Source organism: Pollutimonas thiosulfatoxidans (assembly GCF_004022565.1).
GTDB lineage: Bacteria > Pseudomonadota > Gammaproteobacteria > Burkholderiales > Burkholderiaceae_B > Pusillimonas_D > Pusillimonas_D thiosulfatoxidans.
This window is the reverse complement of sequence record NZ_CP022987.1, coordinates 1,574,170-1,592,575: the sequence shown is the minus strand read 5'-3', so window position 1 is coordinate 1,592,575 and position 18,406 is coordinate 1,574,170. Positions and strand designations below refer to the sequence as shown.

At 58.7% G+C, this 18,406-nt stretch carries 15 protein-coding genes and 2 rRNA genes; 7 read left to right on the top strand and 10 right to left on the bottom strand.

The genetic code is table 11. The features are described from left to right. Positions 1-368 precede the first annotated feature (368 nt). The 3 genes from CKA81_RS07625 to CKA81_RS07615 all read left to right on the top strand — a co-directional run bounded on the left by CKA81_RS07625 (position 369) and on the right by CKA81_RS07615 (position 5,199). Positions 369-3,257 (top strand): 23S ribosomal RNA (locus tag CKA81_RS07625). A gap of 204 nt (positions 3,258-3,461) precedes the next feature. Beyond that, positions 3,462-3,574: ribosomal RNA gene (gene rrf / locus CKA81_RS07620) — 5S ribosomal RNA — on the top strand. A gap of 80 nt (positions 3,575-3,654) precedes the next feature. Beyond that, positions 3,655-5,199 carry a phospholipase D family protein gene (locus CKA81_RS07615; RefSeq protein WP_394342537.1) on the top strand — a complete coding sequence of 515 codons (1,545 nt, stop codon included), beginning with the start codon at positions 3,655-3,657 and terminating at the stop codon, positions 5,197-5,199. Between the two features lie 11 nt (positions 5,200-5,210). On the opposite strand, the gene CKA81_RS07610 is transcribed toward CKA81_RS07615, so the two are convergent. Genes CKA81_RS07610 through CKA81_RS07575 form a run of 8 tightly spaced genes read right to left on the bottom strand, consistent with a single transcriptional unit; the run spans position 5,211 to position 11,788 of the window. Further along, positions 5,211-5,837 carry a Maf family protein gene (locus tag CKA81_RS07610; protein ID WP_128354768.1) on the bottom strand — a complete coding sequence of 209 codons (627 nt, stop codon included), beginning with the start codon at positions 5,835-5,837 and terminating at the stop codon, positions 5,211-5,213. Between the two features lie 9 nt (positions 5,838-5,846). Then, on the bottom strand, positions 5,847-7,286 hold the full coding sequence (gene pyk / locus CKA81_RS07605) for a pyruvate kinase (protein WP_128354767.1): 1,440 nt from the start codon (positions 7,284-7,286) through the stop codon (positions 5,847-5,849). Positions 7,287-7,313: 27 nt separating this feature from the next. Next, the gene (gene rlmH / locus CKA81_RS07600) at positions 7,314-7,784 is read right to left on the bottom strand and encodes a 23S rRNA (pseudouridine(1915)-N(3))-methyltransferase RlmH (RefSeq protein ID WP_128354766.1); all 471 of its coding nucleotides are present in this window, start codon (positions 7,782-7,784) and stop codon (positions 7,314-7,316) included. Positions 7,785-7,799: 15 nt separating this feature from the next. Beyond that, the gene (gene rsfS / locus CKA81_RS07595; protein WP_128354765.1) at positions 7,800-8,195 is read right to left on the bottom strand and encodes a ribosome silencing factor; all 396 of its coding nucleotides are present in this window, start codon (positions 8,193-8,195) and stop codon (positions 7,800-7,802) included. Between the two features lie 22 nt (positions 8,196-8,217). Next, positions 8,218-8,817: a nicotinate (nicotinamide) nucleotide adenylyltransferase gene (gene nadD, locus CKA81_RS07590; protein ID WP_128354764.1), complete on the bottom strand. Its 600-nt coding sequence runs from the start codon at positions 8,815-8,817 to the stop codon at positions 8,218-8,220. Next, positions 8,808-9,716 carry an oxygen-dependent coproporphyrinogen oxidase gene (gene hemF, locus CKA81_RS07585; RefSeq protein WP_128354763.1) on the bottom strand — a complete coding sequence of 303 codons (909 nt, stop codon included), beginning with the start codon at positions 9,714-9,716 and terminating at the stop codon, positions 8,808-8,810. The genes nadD and hemF overlap by 10 nt, the downstream gene beginning before the upstream one ends. Then, positions 9,713-11,002 carry a phosphoribosylamine--glycine ligase gene (gene purD, locus CKA81_RS07580; RefSeq protein WP_128354762.1) on the bottom strand — a complete coding sequence of 430 codons (1,290 nt, stop codon included), beginning with the start codon at positions 11,000-11,002 and terminating at the stop codon, positions 9,713-9,715. Before purD ends, hemF begins: the two co-directional genes overlap by 4 nt. 54 nt (positions 11,003-11,056) lie before the next feature. Next, positions 11,057-11,788 carry a YebC/PmpR family DNA-binding transcriptional regulator gene (locus CKA81_RS07575; protein WP_128354761.1) on the bottom strand — a complete coding sequence of 244 codons (732 nt, stop codon included), beginning with the start codon at positions 11,786-11,788 and terminating at the stop codon, positions 11,057-11,059. A 113-nt stretch (positions 11,789-11,901) separates the two neighbouring features. Here CKA81_RS07575 and CKA81_RS07570 point away from each other — a divergent pair, with 113 nt between their 5' ends. From CKA81_RS07570 to CKA81_RS07560, 3 genes are read left to right on the top strand one after another with little or no spacing between them, the layout of a single operon-like run. Continuing rightward, positions 11,902-13,389: a helicase HerA-like C-terminal domain-containing protein gene (locus tag CKA81_RS07570; RefSeq protein WP_128354760.1), complete on the top strand. Its 1,488-nt coding sequence runs from the start codon at positions 11,902-11,904 to the stop codon at positions 13,387-13,389. 23 nt (positions 13,390-13,412) lie between these two features. Next, a complete protein-coding gene (locus tag CKA81_RS07565; protein ID WP_394342549.1) occupies positions 13,413-14,336 on the top strand; it encodes a 2-hydroxyacid dehydrogenase in 924 nt (307 codons plus the stop codon). Positions 14,337-14,365: 29 nt separating this feature from the next. Continuing rightward, positions 14,366-15,433 (top strand): tartrate dehydrogenase, encoded by a 1,068-nt coding sequence (locus tag CKA81_RS07560; protein WP_128356670.1) that lies wholly within the window; start codon positions 14,366-14,368, stop codon positions 15,431-15,433. Positions 15,434-15,443: 10 nt separating this feature from the next. On the opposite strand, the gene CKA81_RS07555 is transcribed toward CKA81_RS07560, so the two are convergent. Beyond that, positions 15,444-16,310 carry a DMT family transporter gene (locus tag CKA81_RS07555; protein ID WP_128354758.1) on the bottom strand — a complete coding sequence of 289 codons (867 nt, stop codon included), beginning with the start codon at positions 16,308-16,310 and terminating at the stop codon, positions 15,444-15,446. A gap of 81 nt (positions 16,311-16,391) precedes the next feature. Here CKA81_RS07555 and CKA81_RS07550 point away from each other — a divergent pair, with 81 nt between their 5' ends. Continuing rightward, on the top strand, positions 16,392-17,378 hold the full coding sequence (locus tag CKA81_RS07550) for a quinone oxidoreductase family protein (RefSeq protein ID WP_128354757.1): 987 nt from the start codon (positions 16,392-16,394) through the stop codon (positions 17,376-17,378). Here the strand turns inward: CKA81_RS07550 and CKA81_RS07545 are convergent. Continuing rightward, entirely contained in the window at positions 17,375-18,400 is a 1,026-nt protein-coding gene (locus CKA81_RS07545) for a class 1 fructose-bisphosphatase (protein ID WP_128354756.1), read from the bottom strand. The genes CKA81_RS07550 and CKA81_RS07545 overlap by 4 nt on opposite strands. Between the last annotated feature and the right edge of the window lie 6 nt (positions 18,401-18,406).

Here is an 18,406-nt window from a genome sequence, read left to right as displayed (position 1 = left end):
AAGCAGCAGCGGTGCACTTGTCGGCTGGATGGAATTAACGAACAGGGCTTTGGGCTCTGGCGCGCACACACAGTGCGTACCGGAAGTCAGAGCGCTGCTCGTTAAGTCTACGGATTTAATGGTTTTACTCGTTCTTTAACAATCTGGAAGAAGCACAACGAAGTAATTTATGGATGGTGCCGCGCCTTCAGAAGCGCTGCACCAGTAAGTAAAGTACGGGTTGTGATTGCATTATTAAATTAGTTCAAGTAGTTCTCAAAAGCGGGTCATGCGGGTAGCAGTATCGCACGCGTGACACGAGCTTTGAAAGCGATGAACGGCACAACACACGCTAAACTCAAGTGTTTCTATAACCTATAAAGTTATAGGATCAAGCGACTAAGTGCACATGGTGGATGCCTTGGCGATCACAGGCGATGAAGGACGTTGTAGCCTGCGAAAAGCTGCGGGGAGCTGGCAAACAAGCTTTGATCCGCAGATATCCGAATGGGGAAACCCACGCCCGCAAGGGCGTATCCCGCACTGAATACATAGGTGCGTGGAGGCGAACCGGGTGAACTGAAACATCTCAGTAGCTCGAGGAAAAGAAATCAACCGAGATTCCGATAGTAGCGGCGAGCGAACTCGGATCAGCCTTGACGTTTTAGCACGTACGATAATCGAACGCGATGGAAAGCGCGGCCATAGCAGGTGATAGCCCTGTAGATGAAATCGTGCGTGTGGAACTAGGCGTCAGACAAGTAGGGCGGGACACGTGAAATCCTGTCTGAACATGGGGGGACCATCCTCCAAGGCTAAATACTCGTGATCGACCGATAGTGAACCAGTACCGTGAGGGAAAGGCGAAAAGAACCCCGGAAGGGGAGTGAAATAGATCCTGAAACCGTGTGCATACAAACAGTAGGAGCGGGCTTGTCCCGTGACTGCGTACCTTTTGTATAATGGGTCAGCGACTTACATTCAGTGGCAAGCTTAACCGAATAGGGAAGGCGCAGCGAAAGCGAGTCCGAATAGGGCGATTTAGTCGCTGGGTGTAGACCCGAAACCAAGCGATCTATCCATGGCCAGGTTGAAGGCACGGTAACACGTGCTGGAGGACCGAACCCACTAATGTTGAAAAATTAGGGGATGAGCTGTGGATAGGGGTGAAAGGCTAAACAAGCTTGGAAATAGCTGGTTCTCTCCGAAAACTATTTAGGTAGTGCCTCACGTATTGCTGCCGGGGGTAGAGCACTGTTATAGCTAGGGGGTCATGGCGACTTACCAACCTATGGCAAACTCCGAATACCGGCAAGTATGAGCGTGGGAGACAGAGCACCGGGTGCTAACGTCCGGACTCAAGAGGGAAACAACCCAGACCGCCAGCTAAGGTCCCTAACTATGGCTAAGTGGGAAACGAAGTGGGAAGGCATAGACAGTCAGGAGGTTGGCTTAGAAGCAGCCATCCTTTAAAGAAAGCGTAATAGCTCACTGATCGAGTCGTCCTGCGCGGAAGATGTAACGGGGCTAAGCCATAGACCGAAGCTGCGGGTGTGTATCTTGATTGATATACGCGGTAGGAGAGCGTTCTGTAAGCCTGCGAAGGTGTCTTGTAAAGGATGCTGGAGGTATCAGAAGTGCGAATGCTGACATGAGTAGCGATAAAGGGGGTGAAAAGCCCCCTCGCCGTAAGTCCAAGGTTTCCTGCGCAACGTTCATCGGCGCAGGGTGAGTCGGCCCCTAAGGCGAGGCAGAGATGCGTAGCTGATGGGAAGCTGGTTAATATTCCAGCACCGTCGTGAAATGCGATGGGGGGACGGATTGCGGAAAGTCATCGGGGTGTTGGATGTCCCCGTTGTTGCACTATAGAAGGCGCCCAGGCAAATCCGGGCGCGTAATTCAAGGGTGTGACTGGATAGGACTTCGGTCCTAAACTGATCCGAAGCAGTTCCAAGAAAAGCCTCTAAGCTTCAGTTTCACGAGACCGTACCGCAAACCGACACAGGTGGACGGGATGAATATTCCAAGGCGCTTGAGAGAACTCAGGAGAAGGAACTCGGCAAATTAATACCGTAACTTCGGGAGAAGGTATACCCCGGTAGTGTGAAGGGCCCGCGCCCTGAGCATGAAGGGGTCGCAGAGAATCGGTGGCTGCGACTGTTTATTAAAAACACAGCACTCTGCTAAGACGAAAGTCGACGTATAGGGTGTGACGCCTGCCCGGTGCCGGAAGGTTAAGTGATGGGGTGCAAGCTCTTGATCGAAGCCCCGGTAAACGGCGGCCGTAACTATAACGGTCCTAAGGTAGCGAAATTCCTTGTCGGGTAAGTTCCGACCTGCACGAATGGCGTAACGATGGCCACACTGTCTCCTCCTGAGACTCAGCGAAGTTGAAGTGGTTGTGATGATGCAATCTACCCGCGGCTAGACGGAAAGACCCCATGAACCTTTACTGTAGCTTTGCATTGGACTGTGAACCGGCCTGTGTAGGATAGGTGGGAGGCGTTGAAAGTGAGTCGCTAGATTCGCTGGAGCCAACCTTGAAATACCACCCTGGTCTGTTTGCGGTTCTAACCTTGGCCCGTTATCCGGGTTGGGGACAGTGCATGGTGGGCAGTTTGACTGGGGCGGTCTCCTCCTAAAGCGTAACGGAGGAGTTCGAAGGTACGCTAGGTACGGTCGGAAATCGTGCTGATAGTGCAATGGCATAAGCGTGCTTGACTGTGAGACTGACACGTCGAACAGGTGCGAAAGCAGGACATAGTGATCCGGTGGTTCTGAATGGAAGGGCCATCGCTCAACGGATAAAAGGTACTCTGGGGATAACAGGCTGATACCGCCCAAGAGTTCATATCGACGGCGGTGTTTGGCACCTCGATGTCGGCTCATCTCATCCTGGGGCTGTAGCCGGTCCCAAGGGTATGGCTGTTCGCCATTTAAAGAGGTACGTGAGCTGGGTTTAAAACGTCGTGAGACAGTTTGGTCCCTATCTGCCGTGGGCGTTGGATACTTGACGGAGCCTGCTCCTAGTACGAGAGGACCGGAGTGGACGTACCGCTGGTGTATCGGTTGTCATGCCAATGGCATTGCCGAGTAGCTATGTACGGAAGAGATAACCGCTGAAGGCATCTAAGCGGGAAACTCGTCTGAAGATTAGGTATCCCGGGGGCTAGACCCCCCTGAAGGGTCGTTCGAGACCAGGACGTTGATAGGCTGGGTGTGTAAGTGCAGTAATGTACGTAGCTAACCAGTACTAATTGCCCGTGCGGCTTGATCCTATAACCTTGTAGGTTATGCGTTTCAAGTGTCGTTCAAACAAATTGATGTAACAATCGCGAACCCGTACCCAACACACAAATCCATACGTTACACCCCTGGCGGTCAGCCCAACGGCTGGCACGCGAAGGCGCGGTGTGCTTCTTCTTAAGATTGGCCTTAGGGCCAGGCTGGCAACAGCTTGGCCACAAGGCAAACCAGTTACGCTTGACGACCATAGCAAGGTGGTCCCACGCCTTCCCATCCCGAACAGGACCGTGAAACGCCTTCGCGCCGATGATAGTGGACGTACGTCTGTGAAAGTAGGTCATCGTCAGGCTCTTATACCCCAAACCCCCATCCGCTCACCGCGGGTGGGGGTTTGTCTTTGGGCTAACGGTTTCCAGGTCGGTGATTATCTTGTTTTTCACCCGTAGGGCTTTCCTGCTTTGCTTGCTCGCCTTGCTCTTGGGCGGTTGTTCCCTACCTCCGCTGGAGGGGCGAAGCACCAGCGTGGCGCTCAATCAGATTGAAGCTGCGGACACCGCCTTGGGTCGCGCCATTGCGCCTCAGGCACAACAACATCGTGGACGTAGCGGTATCTATTGGCTGATTGACCCGCACGAAGCTTTTGCTGCCCGTGCGCTATTGGCCAGATCTGCGCAAAAGACCCTGGACGTGCAGTACTACATTTGGCATGGCGACGTCACTGGCACCCTGTTGCTCGACGAGCTACGTGCCGCGGCTGACCGGGGTGTGCGTCTGCGCTTGCTGCTGGATGACAACGGTACAACCGGCTTGGACAAAGAGCTGGCCGCCTTGCATACCCATCCGAATATCGAAGTCCGCCTGTTCAATCCCTTCGTGGTGCGCAGGCCTAAAGCCATTGGTTTTCTCACGAATTTCACTGCGGCAAATCGCCGCATGCACAACAAATCGTTTACTGCCGATAACCAGGCGACGATTATTGGCGGTCGCAATGTGGGCGATGAGTACTTTGGCGTAGGCGAATCTTTTTTGTTTGCCGACCTGGATGTCATGGCGGTCGGATCGGTGGTGGACGACGTTTCTACTGATTTTGATCGTTATTGGAGCAGCGACTCGTCCTATCCGGTCGACCTGATCCTGCCCAAGGCGGACGCGGCGGCTTTGCAGGAAGTGAGAGCCGCTGCTGCACAGATGGCCGAATCCGAGGCGTCTGCCGACTATCTGCGTGCGATCAGAGATTCTCCTTTTGCCACTGGACTGCTGCAAGGCAGTTTGGAGTTTGAGTGGGCGGACACCACTATGGTCAGCGACGACCCGGCCAAGGGCCTGGGCCTCGCGGATCCTGACAGCCTGGTCACTCGCCAGCTAAGCGAGCTTCTGGGGCGCCCAACCGAGAATCTGGAGCTGGTCTCGTCTTACTTTGTGCCCACGGCCGCCGGCGTAGACGTCTTTACCAAGATGGCGGAAGACGGTGTCAAGTTGCGTATATTGACTAACTCATTGGACGCGACAGACGTTGCCGCAGTTCATGCAGGCTATGCCAAGCGACGTAAAGATCTGCTGGCTGCCGGCATTGCGCTTTATGAAATGCGGCGAATGTCGACGGTAAGCCGGCGCAACGCGAGCGCAGGTCCTTTTGGCAGCTCGGGATCCAGCTTGCATGCCAAGACCTTTGCCGTCGATGGAAAGCGCGTATTTGTGGGCTCGTTCAATTTCGATCCCAGATCAGTGCACCTTAACACCGAACTGGGCTTCGTCATAGAAAGTCCGACCACGGCTCGGCAGATCGAACAGTTCTTTGATGAGCGGGTATCCGAAAGCTCGTACGAGGTGCGTCTGTCCGAGCCCGGGGACTTGTATTGGTTAGAGCGCCGGGATGGAAAGGAAGTCCGCCACGACTCGGAACCTGAAACTGGCCTGTTCAAGCGAGGCTACGTGTTGTTCCTTTCGATATTGCCCATCGAGTGGCTACTTTAAGCGCTAGTGCTCTACACCTTGGGACTGGATAGCTGATCCAGCAGCCGCCCGGTTTCATACAAGGGCAGTCCCATCACACCGGTATAGCTGCCGGATATATAGGCGACGAACCGGCCTGCCTTGCCCTGGATGCCATAGGCGCCGGCTTTGCCTAAGGGTTCTCCGCTATGGCAGTAGCTGTCGATTTCGGACGCAGTCAGTGCCTTGAAGCGAACTTCTGTGATGGATACATCTTCCAGCAATACCCCGGCGTGCGCGATCACGATGGCCGTATGCACGGCATGCGTACGGCCGGACAGCCGCTGCAACATGGTGCGCGCATCTTCGATATCGAGCGGCTTGCCCAGAATATCGCCGCCCAGAATGACAGTGGTATCGGCGGACAGTATGGGTGTGCTTAATGACAAGGCGCCGGCTTCCAGCGCGCGGTGCTGCCTGGCGACCCATTCGCGCGCACGTATCGCCTTGTCGCGTGCCGTGCGGCGTACGTAGACTTCGGGTGCCTCGCCGGGAAGCTGCGGCTCGTCTTCGCCGTCGGGCGCGGGAACAGCCAGTACCTGATGGGGAACACCCATCTGTAGCAACAGCTCGTGCCGGCGCGGGCTGGCCGAGGCCAGATAAATAGGCAATGACTTCATGGCTGACGCTTAGCTGACCTTAAGTATTTTCATGCCGTTGGTGCCGCCGCTGTCGCTGTAGAAGTCGCCCTTGGTCAGGATGATCCAGTCGCCCGGGCTCAGCAAAGACTGCTCTTTCAATTTGTCGATGGCTTTTTCACTGACCAGTGCGGGGTCGATTTGCGCGGCGTCGAACGGTACGGTGTAAACACCGCGGAACATGGCTGCGCGGCGCTGTGTATTGGGGTGTCGGGTGTAGCAGTAAATGGGCACGCCAGACCGGATGCGCGACATGATCAGCGGCGTGTGGCCGCTTTCCGTCAGGCTGATGATGGCCTTGATTCCCGGAAAATGATTGGCGGCATACATGGTCGCCAGCGCAATGGTCTCGTCGCAGCGCATGAAGGTTTCGCCCAGCCGGTGCTGTGATTTCGTGGTGGTGGGCTCTTGTTCGGCGCCCAGGCATACACGCGCCATGGCCGTCACGGCCTCTACGGGAAATTGCCCCGAGGCGCTTTCGGCCGACAGCATCACCGCATCGGTATGATCCAGCACAGCGTTTGCCACATCCGATACTTCGGCCCTTGTTGGCATGGGGCTGCTGATCATGGACTCCATCATCTGCGTTGCCGTGATCACCAGCTTGTTGCGCGTGCGGGCATGCTGGATGATGCGCTTCTGTATGCCTACCAGACGGGCGTCGCCCACTTCCACGCCCAGGTCGCCGCGCGCCACCATGACGCCGTCGCTGACCTGGATGATGGCATCCAGCGCAGCGTCGTCGGCGACTGCCTCGGCACGTTCTATCTTGGCGATAATCCAGGCTTGGCTGCCCGCCTCTTGCACCAGCTTGCGCGCTTCCTCGATGTCGCTGCCATAACGCGGGAAGGAGACGGCCACATAGTCCATTTCCAGTTCGGCCGCCAGTTTGATGTCTTCGCGGTCCTTGTCGGTCAGGCTGGGCGCCGATATACCGCCGCCACGGCGGTTGATCCCCTTGTTATTGGACAGCGGCCCGCCTACGGTGACGACGGTGTGCACGGCATGCTCGTCCACACTTTCGACCAGTAGCACGACGCGGCCGTCATCCAGCAAGAGCTCGTCTCCGGGGTGGCAGTCCTGGACCAAGGACGGGTAGTCGATGCCGACGATGGTCTCGTCCCCTGCTTCCGAAGGGTGATTATTGGAAAGCGTGAAAGGCTGGCCGACGGCAAGCTGTACTTTGCTGTCCGTAAACCTGGCGATGCGGATCTTGGGACCTTGCAGGTCGCCCATGATGGCAACGAATCTATCGTGTTTCTTTGAAAGCGCGCGCACCAGTTCGGCGCGCTGCCGATGATCGTCGGGCTCGCCGTGCGAGAAATTCAGGCGCGCCACATCCATGCCAGCCAATATCAGTTGTTCGATTTTCTCCGGGGTGGAGCTGGCCGGCCCCAGTGTTGCAACGATTTTTGTACGGCGTCGAGTCATGGTGGGGCAGTGCTCGCAAAAAGCGCATCAAGCGCGGTGATAAGGGTGGCCGGTCATGATAGCCCAGGCGCGGTACAGCTGTTCGGCCAGTACCACACGCACCATGGGATGGGGCAGCGTCAGTGACGAAAGTCGCAAGCGTCCGGGGCAGCTTAGCTTGAGCTGGGGGTCCAGACCGTCCGGGCCGCCGATCAGGAAGACGATGTCCTGGCCACTGCCGCGCCATCGTTCCAGGTCTTGCGCCAGCGCCATGGTGGTCATGTCCTTGCCTCGCTCATCCAGGGCGATGCGATAGGCGTGCGCAGGGATGGCGGCTTCGATACGTCGTGCCTCCGCGTGCATCATCTGCCCAGGAGTCTTGCCCGACGTGCGGGCCTCCGGCTTGATTTCCCTGATTTCCAATGGGCAATCCGCGGGCAGCCGCCGGGCGTACTCGCGCCAGGCCGTTTCAACCCAGTCGGGCATGCGTACACCGACGGCGACGACGATCAGTTTCATCGGGTCGCTCCCGGATCAGTTTCCGTCGTAGTCGTACGATTGCGGGATGCTGGGCAGGGTGGATTGTGGCAACAGGCGCGCGCGCACAGGTTTGTCTCCCCAGATTTCTTCCAGGTTGTAGTACTGGCGTACGACCGGCTGCATGCAGTGCACGACGATGTCGCCCAGATCGACCAACACCCATTCGCCGGTGTCTTCGCCTTCGTAGGCGACGATGGGAATCTTGTGCTCGCGAGCTTTGTCCGCCACGCTGGAAGCCAGGGCTCGCGTCTGGCGGTTGGAGGTGCCACTGGCAATGACCACGCGGTCGAACAGCCCCGTAATGTGGGTGGTGTTGAAGATCTTGATGTCCTGGGCCTTGACGTCTTCGAGCGCGTCAATGACCAGGCGTTGCAGTTTTTGAATATCCATTAAGTCACTATACCGTGAGAGATCAGGCGGCAGGGGCCCGATAAAGCCCTTTTTGTTTAATATACTTCGCCACGGCGGGATCCAGCATTCCGTCGGTGGGCTGATCGGCGGCCAGATGGTCGCGAATTTGCGTGGAAGAGACAGGCATGGGAGTGAAGGGCAGCTGCAACAGCTGCTTGCCCAGCTTTTTCAGGTGCCTTTGCAGTGGTTCCGGGGCCACCAAGGCGGAGCCCGGCCTTAACGCGACGGCCAAGTGCACCAGGCTGGTGATTTCCTGCCAGTACTCCCAGGTACAGAAGTTTTGCAACTGGTCTGTACCCAATATCCAATAGTAGTCCGCCGGCGGCAATTCGCGCAGCGTATCGATGGTGTAGGTGTTGCCGCCCCGTAGCACCTCAATGGGGTTGATGCGCATGCCGGGCTGGTCACCCACCGCGAGTTCCAGCATGGCTACCCGGTCTTGCGCCGGCGCCCCCAGCGGATCGCGCTGCCAGGGAGTGCCGGCGGGGATGAATTGCACCTCGGCCAGATCCAGGGCCTGCAGGGCGACACGAGCCAAGGCCACATGGGCCAAATGGACCGGGTCAAAGCTGCCCCCAAGAAGGCCGGTTTTTATAACCATTGCCTGGGATGCAGGAAGGCCGCTAGCCTGGCCTCGGGGGTGTCTGGCTCGGGCTGCCAGTTGTAGCGCCACGTTGCCGTGGGCGGCATCGACAGCAAAATGGATTCGGTGCGCCCGTCTGATTGCAGGCCAAACAGCGTGCCACGGTCGAACACCAGGTTGAACTCAACATAGCGTCCGCGTCGGTATGCCTGGAATTCGCGCTCTCTTTCAGCGTATTCGGTGTGCCGGCGTGCCTCGACGATGGGCATGTAGGCGTCCAGGAAGCAGTCGCCAACCGAACGAGTGAGCGCAAAGCTATGGTCGAACCCTTGCTCGTTCACGTCATCGAAGAACAGGCCGCCGACACCACGGGTTTCGCGGCGGTGTTTCAAGTAGAAGTATTCGTCGCACCATTTCTTGTAAGCGGGGTATTTGTCGTCGCCAAAGGGTTGTACGGCGTCGTGACATACCTGGTGGAAATGGCGAGCGTCTTCTTCGAAGGGGTAGTAGGGTGTCAGGTCCAGGCCGCCACCGAACCAGAACACGTTATCGTCGTCGCTGCCCTGCGGCGCATGGGCGACAAACAATCGGACATTCATGTGGACGGTCGGGACATAAGGGTTGCGCGGGTGCAACACCATGGAAACCCCCATGGCTTCCCAGGAGCGCCCGGCCAGTTCCTTACGGTGGGCGCTGGCCGATGGCGGCAGAGTCTTGCCCTGTACATGGCTAAACAGTACACCGCCCCTTTCCAGCAGCTTGCCGCCTTCGATGTAGCGCGACAAGCCGCCGCCGCCTTCATCACGGGTCCATTGGTCGGTGTTGAATGATCCGCCTTCAGCATCCTCGAGCGCCTGGACAATACGCGATTGCAAGCCTAAAAAATAGTCGTGGGCGGTTGAAATAGGTACGGTCATGAGGTTTTTCCCGCCACGGCGCGCCACCCGATATCGCGGCGATACTGCTGGCCGTCAAAGTGGGTTTGCGAAATGGCACTATAGGCGGCCGCCTGCGCGCGCTTGACCGAGTCGGCAAGCACCGTGACGCACAGTACGCGCCCGCCCGATGTTTTCAGGATGCCGTCTTCCAGCTTGGTGCCGGCATGGAATATGACGCATTCGTCGGTATTGTCGGGAAGCCGGCTGATGACGTCGCCGGTACGTGCCTGTGCCGGATAGCCACTGGCTGCCATGACGACACCCAGTGCGGTGCGCCTGTCCCATTCGATGTCGGCCTCGTCCAGCCGGCCAGCGATGGCCAGGTCGAAGACTTCGGTGAGATCGCTTTTGATGCGCATCATGATGGGTTGGGTTTCCGGGTCGCCCATCCGGCAGTTGAACTCCAGCACTTTCAGGGAGCGCGTGGCGTCGGGGCCCTCGCCTATCATGAGGCCCGCATACAAGAACCCGGCATAGGGGATGCCATCGCGCGTCATGCCCGCCATTGTCGGGTTGATGATCTCGCGCATGATGCGATTGTGCAGTGCCGGCGTGATGACCGGCGCAGGCGAATATGCGCCCATGCCGCCGGTGTTCGGCCCTTCATCGTTATCGTTCAATCGCTTGTGGTCCTGGCTGGTGGCCAGCGGCAGCACATGCTGTCCGTCGCACATGACGATGAAGCTGGCCTCTTCGCCCAGCAGACATTCTTCAATGACCACCCGGGCGCCAGCGGCACCAAGGGAACCGTCGCCCAGCATTTGATCCACGGCGTCGCAAGCCTCTTGCACACTGCTGGCAACGACCACGCCCTTGCCGGCGGCCAGACCGTCGGCCTTGACTACGATGGGCGCGCCTTCAGCCGTAATATGCGCCTTGGCTTGCGCCGGGTCGGTAAAGGTTTGGTAAGCCGCCGTAGGGATGTTGTGCCGAACCAGGAACTCCTTGGCATAGTCTTTGGAGCTTTCCAGCTGGGCGGCGGCCTGCGTGGGCCCGAAAATCTTCAGGCCCGCACTTTGGAAGGCGTCAACGATGCCGGCGGCCAGGGGCGCTTCCGGCCCCACAATGGTGTAGGCGATTTTTTCGTCGCGGGCAAAGGCGATGAGGGCGTCCGTGTCGGTCAAGGGGACGTTTTTCAGTTGATCCGACAGGGCGGTGCCGCCATTGCCCGGTGCAACGTACACCGTTTGTACACGGGGCGACTGTGCCAGCTGCCATGACAGCGCGTGTTCGCGGCCGCCGCTCCCGATTACGAGTATTTTCATTTGTTAGGTGCCAGAAGCAGTGTAGTGAAGGGGGACGATGGGGTTTGCAGGGTGTCAGTCTGCTTCATCGAATACGGCGGTGGAATACACGTCTTGTACGTCGTCCAGCGACTCGAGCGCATCAAGCATCTTTTGCATCCGGGCCGCGTCGTCGCCGGTCAGCTCGGTTTCGTTCAGGGCCTTCATGACAATGCCCTGCACCTCGGGGACTAGCTCCGATTGCTCGAAGGCTATTTTGACGGCGGCATAGTCGGCAGGCGGGCAAGTGACCTCGATCACGCCTTCTTCGTCGGTCTGGATGTCGTCGGCGCCGGCCTCGAGGGCGGCTTCCATGACGGATTCTTCCGACGTGCCGGGCGCAAAAAGAAATTGCCCGCAATGCTGGAACATAAAGGCGACCGAGCCTTCCTGGCCCAGGTTGCCCCCATTCTTGCTGAAGGCATGGCGTACTTCGGCCACTGTACGGATGCGATTGTCGGTCATGCAGTCGACAATGACTGCCGCGCCGCCTACGCCGTAGCCTTCGTAGCGAACTTCTTCGTAGTTGGCGCCGTCAGCACCGCCAGCCCCGCGCTGGATGGCGCGCTGGACGTTCTCTTTGGGCATGTTGGCGGCTGTGGCTTTGTCCCAGGCCAGGCGCAGGCGCGGGTTGGAGTCTGGGTCGGCGCCGCCTGCGCGTGCGGCGACGGTGATTTCACGGATGATTTTTGTCCAGAGCTTGCCTCGCTTGGCATCTTGGCGACCTTTTCGGTGCTGGATGTTCGCCCATTTACTGTGACCGGCCATATATAGTGTGTCGTTAAATCGCTGTAAAAGAAGCCCATTTTACCCCGTGCAGAAGCAAGGGGTCCGAATTACACTTGGGCTTCCTTAACGCCAGCGTCTATAGGCCATTAAAAATGCCAGCACCCGTCCCGATTGCAAGAAACACCGACACAGAGTGTGTGTTGCTTCCCTCGTTTGCCAATCGGCATGGCTGTATAACCGGCGCCACGGGCACAGGCAAAACTGTGACCCTGCAATTGTTGGCCCAGGCCTTTTCCCGCATGGGCACGCCGGTGTTCATGGCCGACGTCAAGGGGGACCTTAGCGGCATCTCGCAAGCAGCGTCCAGCAACCCCAAGCTGGCCGACAGGCTGACCAAGCTCGGTTTGCCCGAGCCCGTCTGGGGCGCCTGCCCAACCGTGCTGTGGGATATATTCGGCGAGCAGGGGCATCCGGTGCGGGCTACGGTTTCCGACATGGGCCCATTGCTGCTTGCTCGCATGCTGGAACTGAACGATACCCAGGAAGGGGTGCTGCATCTGGTCTTCCGGGTGGCCGATGACGAAGGCGAATTGCTGCTGGACCTGAAAGATCTGCGGGCCATGCTGCAAAACGTGGGAGACCGCGCCGCCGAATTGCGTACCCGCTACGGCAACGTGTCGACCGCGTCCATAGGCGCCATCCAGCGCAGTCTGTTGCGCCTGGAGTCGCAAGGCGCCACCCAGTTCTTTGGCGAACCCATGCTGGACATCTTCGATTGGATACGGGTCGACGAGAAAGGCCAGGGTGTCGTCAATATTCTGGCTGCGAACAAACTGATGCAGGCGCCCCGGCTGTACGCGGTCTTTCTATTATGGATGCTGGCCGACCTGTACGAGGGCCTGCCGGAAGTCGGCGACCTCGACAAGCCCAAGTTTGTATTTTTCTTCGATGAAGCGCACTTGCTGTTCAACGACGCGCCCAAGGCATTGCTGGAGAAGGTCGAACAGGTGGTGCGCCTGGTGCGCTCGAAAGGGGTCGGCGTGTATTTCGTGACCCAGAATCCGCTCGACATTCCGGACAGTGTGCTGGGGCAACTGGGCAATCGCGTGCAACATGCGCTGCGAGCATTTACGCCGCGCGACCAGAAGGCCGTCAAGACAGCGGCGGAAACCATGCGGCCCAATCCGGCCCTTGATATCGAGGCGGCGATCACCGAGCTGGGCGTGGGCGAGGCTCTGGTGTCGATGCTGAACGACAAAGGCCAACCGAGCATTACCCAACGAGTCTGGATGTACGCTCCGGGCAGCCGTATTGGTCCGGCTAGCGGCGCCGAACTGCAGGTCTTGCGGGCAAGCTCCTTGTTGGGCGGCAAGTATGATCAGGTGGTTGATCGGGAATCCGCCTACGAAAGGCTGCAACAGCGCACGCAAGTGCTGGACAAGGCAAGCGGCAAGGGTGCCGACGCTGAGCAGAACGATGGCGTCATGGGCGCAGTCAGCGATTTTCTTTTCGGTTCCACCGGGCCGCGTGGCGGTCGCAGAGATGGTGTGGTGCAATCGGCAGTCAAGAGCGCGGTTCGAAGCACGGCCACGCAGTTAATCCGAGGCGTGCTGGGTTCGCTGACCGGGCGCCGTCGATAGGAGAGCATGTGAAGGTCAAGATTATGGTGGCAGGCGGTACGGCCGACTATACGGAAGAATGGCGCGCGCGGTTTGCCCAGGCCTGCCCGGATATGCAGGTTATAGCCTGGCATGGGGAAGCCGACCCTCCGGCTGCCGACTATGCCGTGGTATGGCAGCCGCCAGAGGGGTTCTTTGCCGCGTCGCCTGGCCTGAAAGCAGTATTCAACCTGGGCGCGGGGGTGGATCGCCTGATGACGATGCCGGACCTGCCAGCCAGCCTACCGGTGGTGCGGGTAGAGGACGCCGGCATGGGCAGCCAGATGGCAGAGTATGTCCTGCACGGCCTGATTCATGCATCGCGGCAATTCGACCGTTATGCGGAGAACCAGGCGCGGGGCCAGTGGCTGAAGCTGCCGGCCATATCGTACGAGGCATGGCCCGTGGGGGTGATGGGCCTGGGCGCAATCGGCAAGCAGGTCGCAGAAACCCTGGCAAGGGCAGGTTATCCCGTGGCCGGCTGGTCGCGCAGTCCCAAGACGGTAACCGGCGTCCGGACTTTTCATGCCGACACAGGGTTCCGGGACTTCCTTGCGCGCACGCGCGTGCTGGTCAATGTGCTGCCCCTGACCCCAAGCACTGAAAACATCATTAACCAGTCCACCTTGCAGGCATTGCTGCCCGATGCCTACGTCATCAATGTGGCGCGGGGCCATCATGTGGTGGACGAAGACCTGTTGTCCGCGATCGATGCCGGTCATGTACAGGGCGCTTTGCTGGACGTCTTTCGCACCGAGCCGCTGCCTGCTGATCACCCGTATTGGACGCATCCGCGGGTCCGCATTACGCCGCATATTTCTGCGATCACCCGCTATGAAGAGACGCTGGAACAGATCATTGACAAGATCCATTCGCTGGAACAAGGCCTGCCGATTAGCGGCGTGGTGGCCAGGAACCAGGGTTATTGATCCCATTTAATGCACTGAAAGAGGCTTACGTGTCCGCACATCACAAGATCGCCGTTATTGCCGGGGACGGAATAGGCAAGGAAGTTATGCCCGAAGGTATACGCGTGTTGGAGGCCGTGGCAGGCCGCCATGGCATAGTCTGGCAGTGGGATGAGCTGGACTGGAGTTGCGATTACTATGCCCGCCATGGACGCATGATGCCCGAAGACTGGAAAGACCGCATCGGCGGACACGAAGCGATCTTCTTTGGCGCCATAGGTTGGCCCGAGGCCGTGCCCGACCATATCGCCTTGTGGGAATCCCTGTTCAAGTTCCGGCGCGAGTTCGATCAGTACATCAATCTGCGTCCGGTGCGCCTGATGCCCGGCGTGCCGTCTCCACTGGCCGGGCGCAAGCCAGGCGATATTGATTTTTTTATCGTGCGCGAGAATACCGAGGGGGAATACTCCAACAGCGGAGGTCGCCTTTTCGAAGGAACCGAGCGCGAAGTCGTCATCCAGGAAAGTGTCTTCACCCGCATCGGTGCCAACCGTGTGCTGAAGTTTGCGTTCGAACTGGCGCGCAAGCGTGGCAAGCACCTTACCGCCGCCACCAAGTCCAACGGCATTTCCATTTCCATGCCCTGGTGGGATGAGCGGGTTGCCGAGATGGCAAGCCAATACCCCGATGTGCGCTGGGACAAATTCCATATCGACATCCTTTGCGCTCATTTCGTACAGCACCCGGACAGGTTCGATGTGGTGGTGGCCTCCAACCTTTTTGGGGACATCTTGTCCGACCTGGGGCCTGCATGTACCGGCACGATAGGCATAGCCCCGTCGGCAAACCTGAATCCCGAGCGCCACTTTCCGTCGCTTTTCGAGCCGGTGCATGGCTCGGCGCCCGACATTTTCGGCAGGAATATCGCCAATCCCATCGGACAGATCTGGAGCGGGGCAATGATGCTGGACTTCCTGGGCCACACGCTGGCGGCACAAGATGTGGTCAAGGCCATTGAAACCGTGCTGGAAGACGGGCCTCGAACGCCCGACATGGGCGGCACTGCAAGCACCGCGGATGTCGGCAAGGCGGTGGCTGCCCTCGTGGCGACCGCCTGACTGGCCGGCTTCAGCCGGCTTGTTTGTCCGCCTTGCGCAAGCCCGACCAGATGATGGCGCCTACCATCAAGGCGCCACCGATCAGCGCACGCAGACTGGGGTATTGTGCAAACAGGACGGCGGCAAAGAAGATCGCATAGACAGGTTCCAGCGCGATGACAATGCCGGCGCTGCGGGCTTTAAGCGTCATCAGGCTGGATACCAGTAAATAATGGGACAGCGCCGTGCACAGGACGCCCAGCATGGCCATCCATAGCCAGTTCAGCGCATCCAGTTGCGCCATGGCCGGCAGCGAGAAGGGCAGGGTAAGCAGCGCAACAAAGGCGTTCTCCCAACAAGCGACTTGCTGCGCGGGTATGCGTGCGGCGGCTCGCCGATTGATCAAGGTAAACAAGGCGAAGGACAGACCCGACGCGATCGCCCATGCCAGGCCGATGGTGGCGTCGTCGCGAAAATCGAAAGAGGGCGTCACCAGCACCAGCCCCAGGCTGACCAGCAGCAGGATCAGCCACTCGTGCGTGCTGACCTTCTCTTTGAAGACCAGCCACTCGCACAGCGTAATGAAGGCCGGAAAGCTGGCAAAGCCCAATGTGGCGATCGCAACGCCGCTGATCTTCACGGCAATGAAGAAGGTGATCCAGTGTATGGCCAGCATGGCGCCCGCCAGTGCCAGCACGCCAATGTTGCGGCGGGTGATGCCCTGGATCGGCGAGCTTCCCATCATGCGCATCACCGCATACAAGGCCACCACGGCAAAGCAGGCTCGCCCCGCCGTAATGGCAATGGCATCGGCCTGTATCAACTCGCCGAAGATGCCCGTCAGGCCAAACAGGACAGCCGCGATATGAATCGAAAAAAGGGCGCGCTGACGACTCATATTTTTTAAGCTGAAAACTCGTGGAAGGATTTACACTATGCGCAGTCATCGTACCGCAACGTTTCCCGTAAGGAGTCCGTCTTGGAAAACCAGGTAAAAGCAATACGCATAGAGAAGAACGGTGGTCCCGAAGTCTTGAAGTTGGTAACGCTTCAGGTCCCGCCGCCCGAAAAAGGCGAGGTAACTATACGGCAAAAAGCCATAGGCCTTAATTACATCGATATCTATTTTCGCACGGGCCTTTATTCGCACCCGCTGCCCCATGGCTTGGGCTTCGAGGCGTCCGGTGTCGTAGAGGCCGTCGGCCAGGATGTCCGCCACCTGAAGGTGGGCGATCGCGTCGCCTACGGGCAAAGCCCCATCGGCGCATACGCCGAAGCGCGCAACGTGCCAGCCGACCGTGTCGTCAAGATCCCCAAGGGTGTTGCTTTCGACGAAGCCGCAGCCATTATGCTCAAGGGTCTTACCGTCCAATACCTGTTTCGCCAGACCTATCGCCTGCAAGGCGGGGAAACCATCTTGTTCCATGCGGCTGCGGGTGGCGTCGGCCTGATCGCTTGTCAATGGGCCAAGGCGCTGGGCGTCAAGCTGATCGGCACGGCGTCCACACCCGAGAAAGCCGCCTTGGCCAAGCAACACGGCGCCTGGGAAGTCATCGATTATTCGCGCGAAGATGTGGTGGAACGCGTCAAGGAACTGACCAACGGCAAGAAGGTCCCCGTGGTCTACGATGGGGTGGGTAAAGATACCTGGCTCACCTCGCTCGACTGCCTGGAACCGCGCGGCCTGATGGTCAGTTTCGGAAACGCCTCCGGTTCGGTTGAAGGCGTCAACCTGGGTGTACTGGCCAGCAAGGGCTCCTTGTTTGTCACCCGTCCAACCTTGGGCACCCACGTGGCAACACTGGAAAAAATGCAGTCAGCGGCCGATGAGCTCTTCAGCCTGGTCGGCAAGAAGAAGATCAAGGTTGCCATCGGCCAGCGGTTTCCGCTGGAGGCCGCCGGCGACGCCCAAGAGGCACTGGCCGCCCGCAAGACGACCGGCGCCACGGTGTTTACTCTGGACTAAGCTTCTTGGCTGGCCGCGTCCAGGTGGTACTGCCGGACGCGCTCGACTTCCTGCTTCGAGCCCAGGATGACTCCGATACGCTGATGCAGGGCGTTGGGCTGCACATCCAGGATTCGATGGGTGCCGTCAATGGCGGCACCCCCGGCCTGCTCAACGATCATGCTCATGGGGTTGGCTTCATACATCAGCCGTAGTTTCCCGGCCTTGCCGGATGGCCGCTCGTCGCGCGGGTACATGAAGATGCCACCACGGGTCAGTATGCGGTGCACATCGGCCACCATGGATGCGATCCAGCGCATGTTGTAATCCTTGCCCAAGGGTCCGGTCTTGCCGGCCAGGCAATCGCCGATGTAGCGTTTTACGGGTGGTTCCCAATGACGCATATTGGACATATTGATGGCGAATTCCGTGGTTTCTTCCGGAATTCGTATGTCTTCCTCGGTCAGTACCCATGATCCCATCTCGCGGTCCAGTGTAAAGCCGACAACTCCCGATCCTACCGTCAGCACCAGCATGGTTTGCGGACCGTACACCGCATAGCCGGCAGCCACCTGTGTGGCGCCCGCTTGCAGAAAGTCGTCTTCATCGACTTCGCGGCCCGACGCGTGGTGCGGGGCGTGCAGGACCGAGAAGATCGTGCCGATAGAGACGTTGACGTCGATGTTGGAAGAGCCATCCAGGGGATCGAACAACAGCAGGTGTTCGCCCTTGGGATAGCGGTTGGGAATAAGATGGATGGTCTCCATTTCTTCGGATGCCATTGCTGCCAGGTGTCCACCCCACTCGTTCGCCTCCAGCAAGATCTCATTGGACAGGACGTCCAGCTTCTTTTGGACCTCGCCCTGGACGTTCTCGCTTTCCAGGCTGCCCAACACACCGCCCAGCGCCCCTTTGCTGACCGCATGACCGATAGCCTTGCAGGCTCGCGCCACGATCTCGATCAGTAGCCGCACTTCCGCCGAAACGGCTTGTTCTTTTCGTTGTTGTTCGACCAGGTACTGCGTCAATGTTTTGCGTTTCATGTGTGC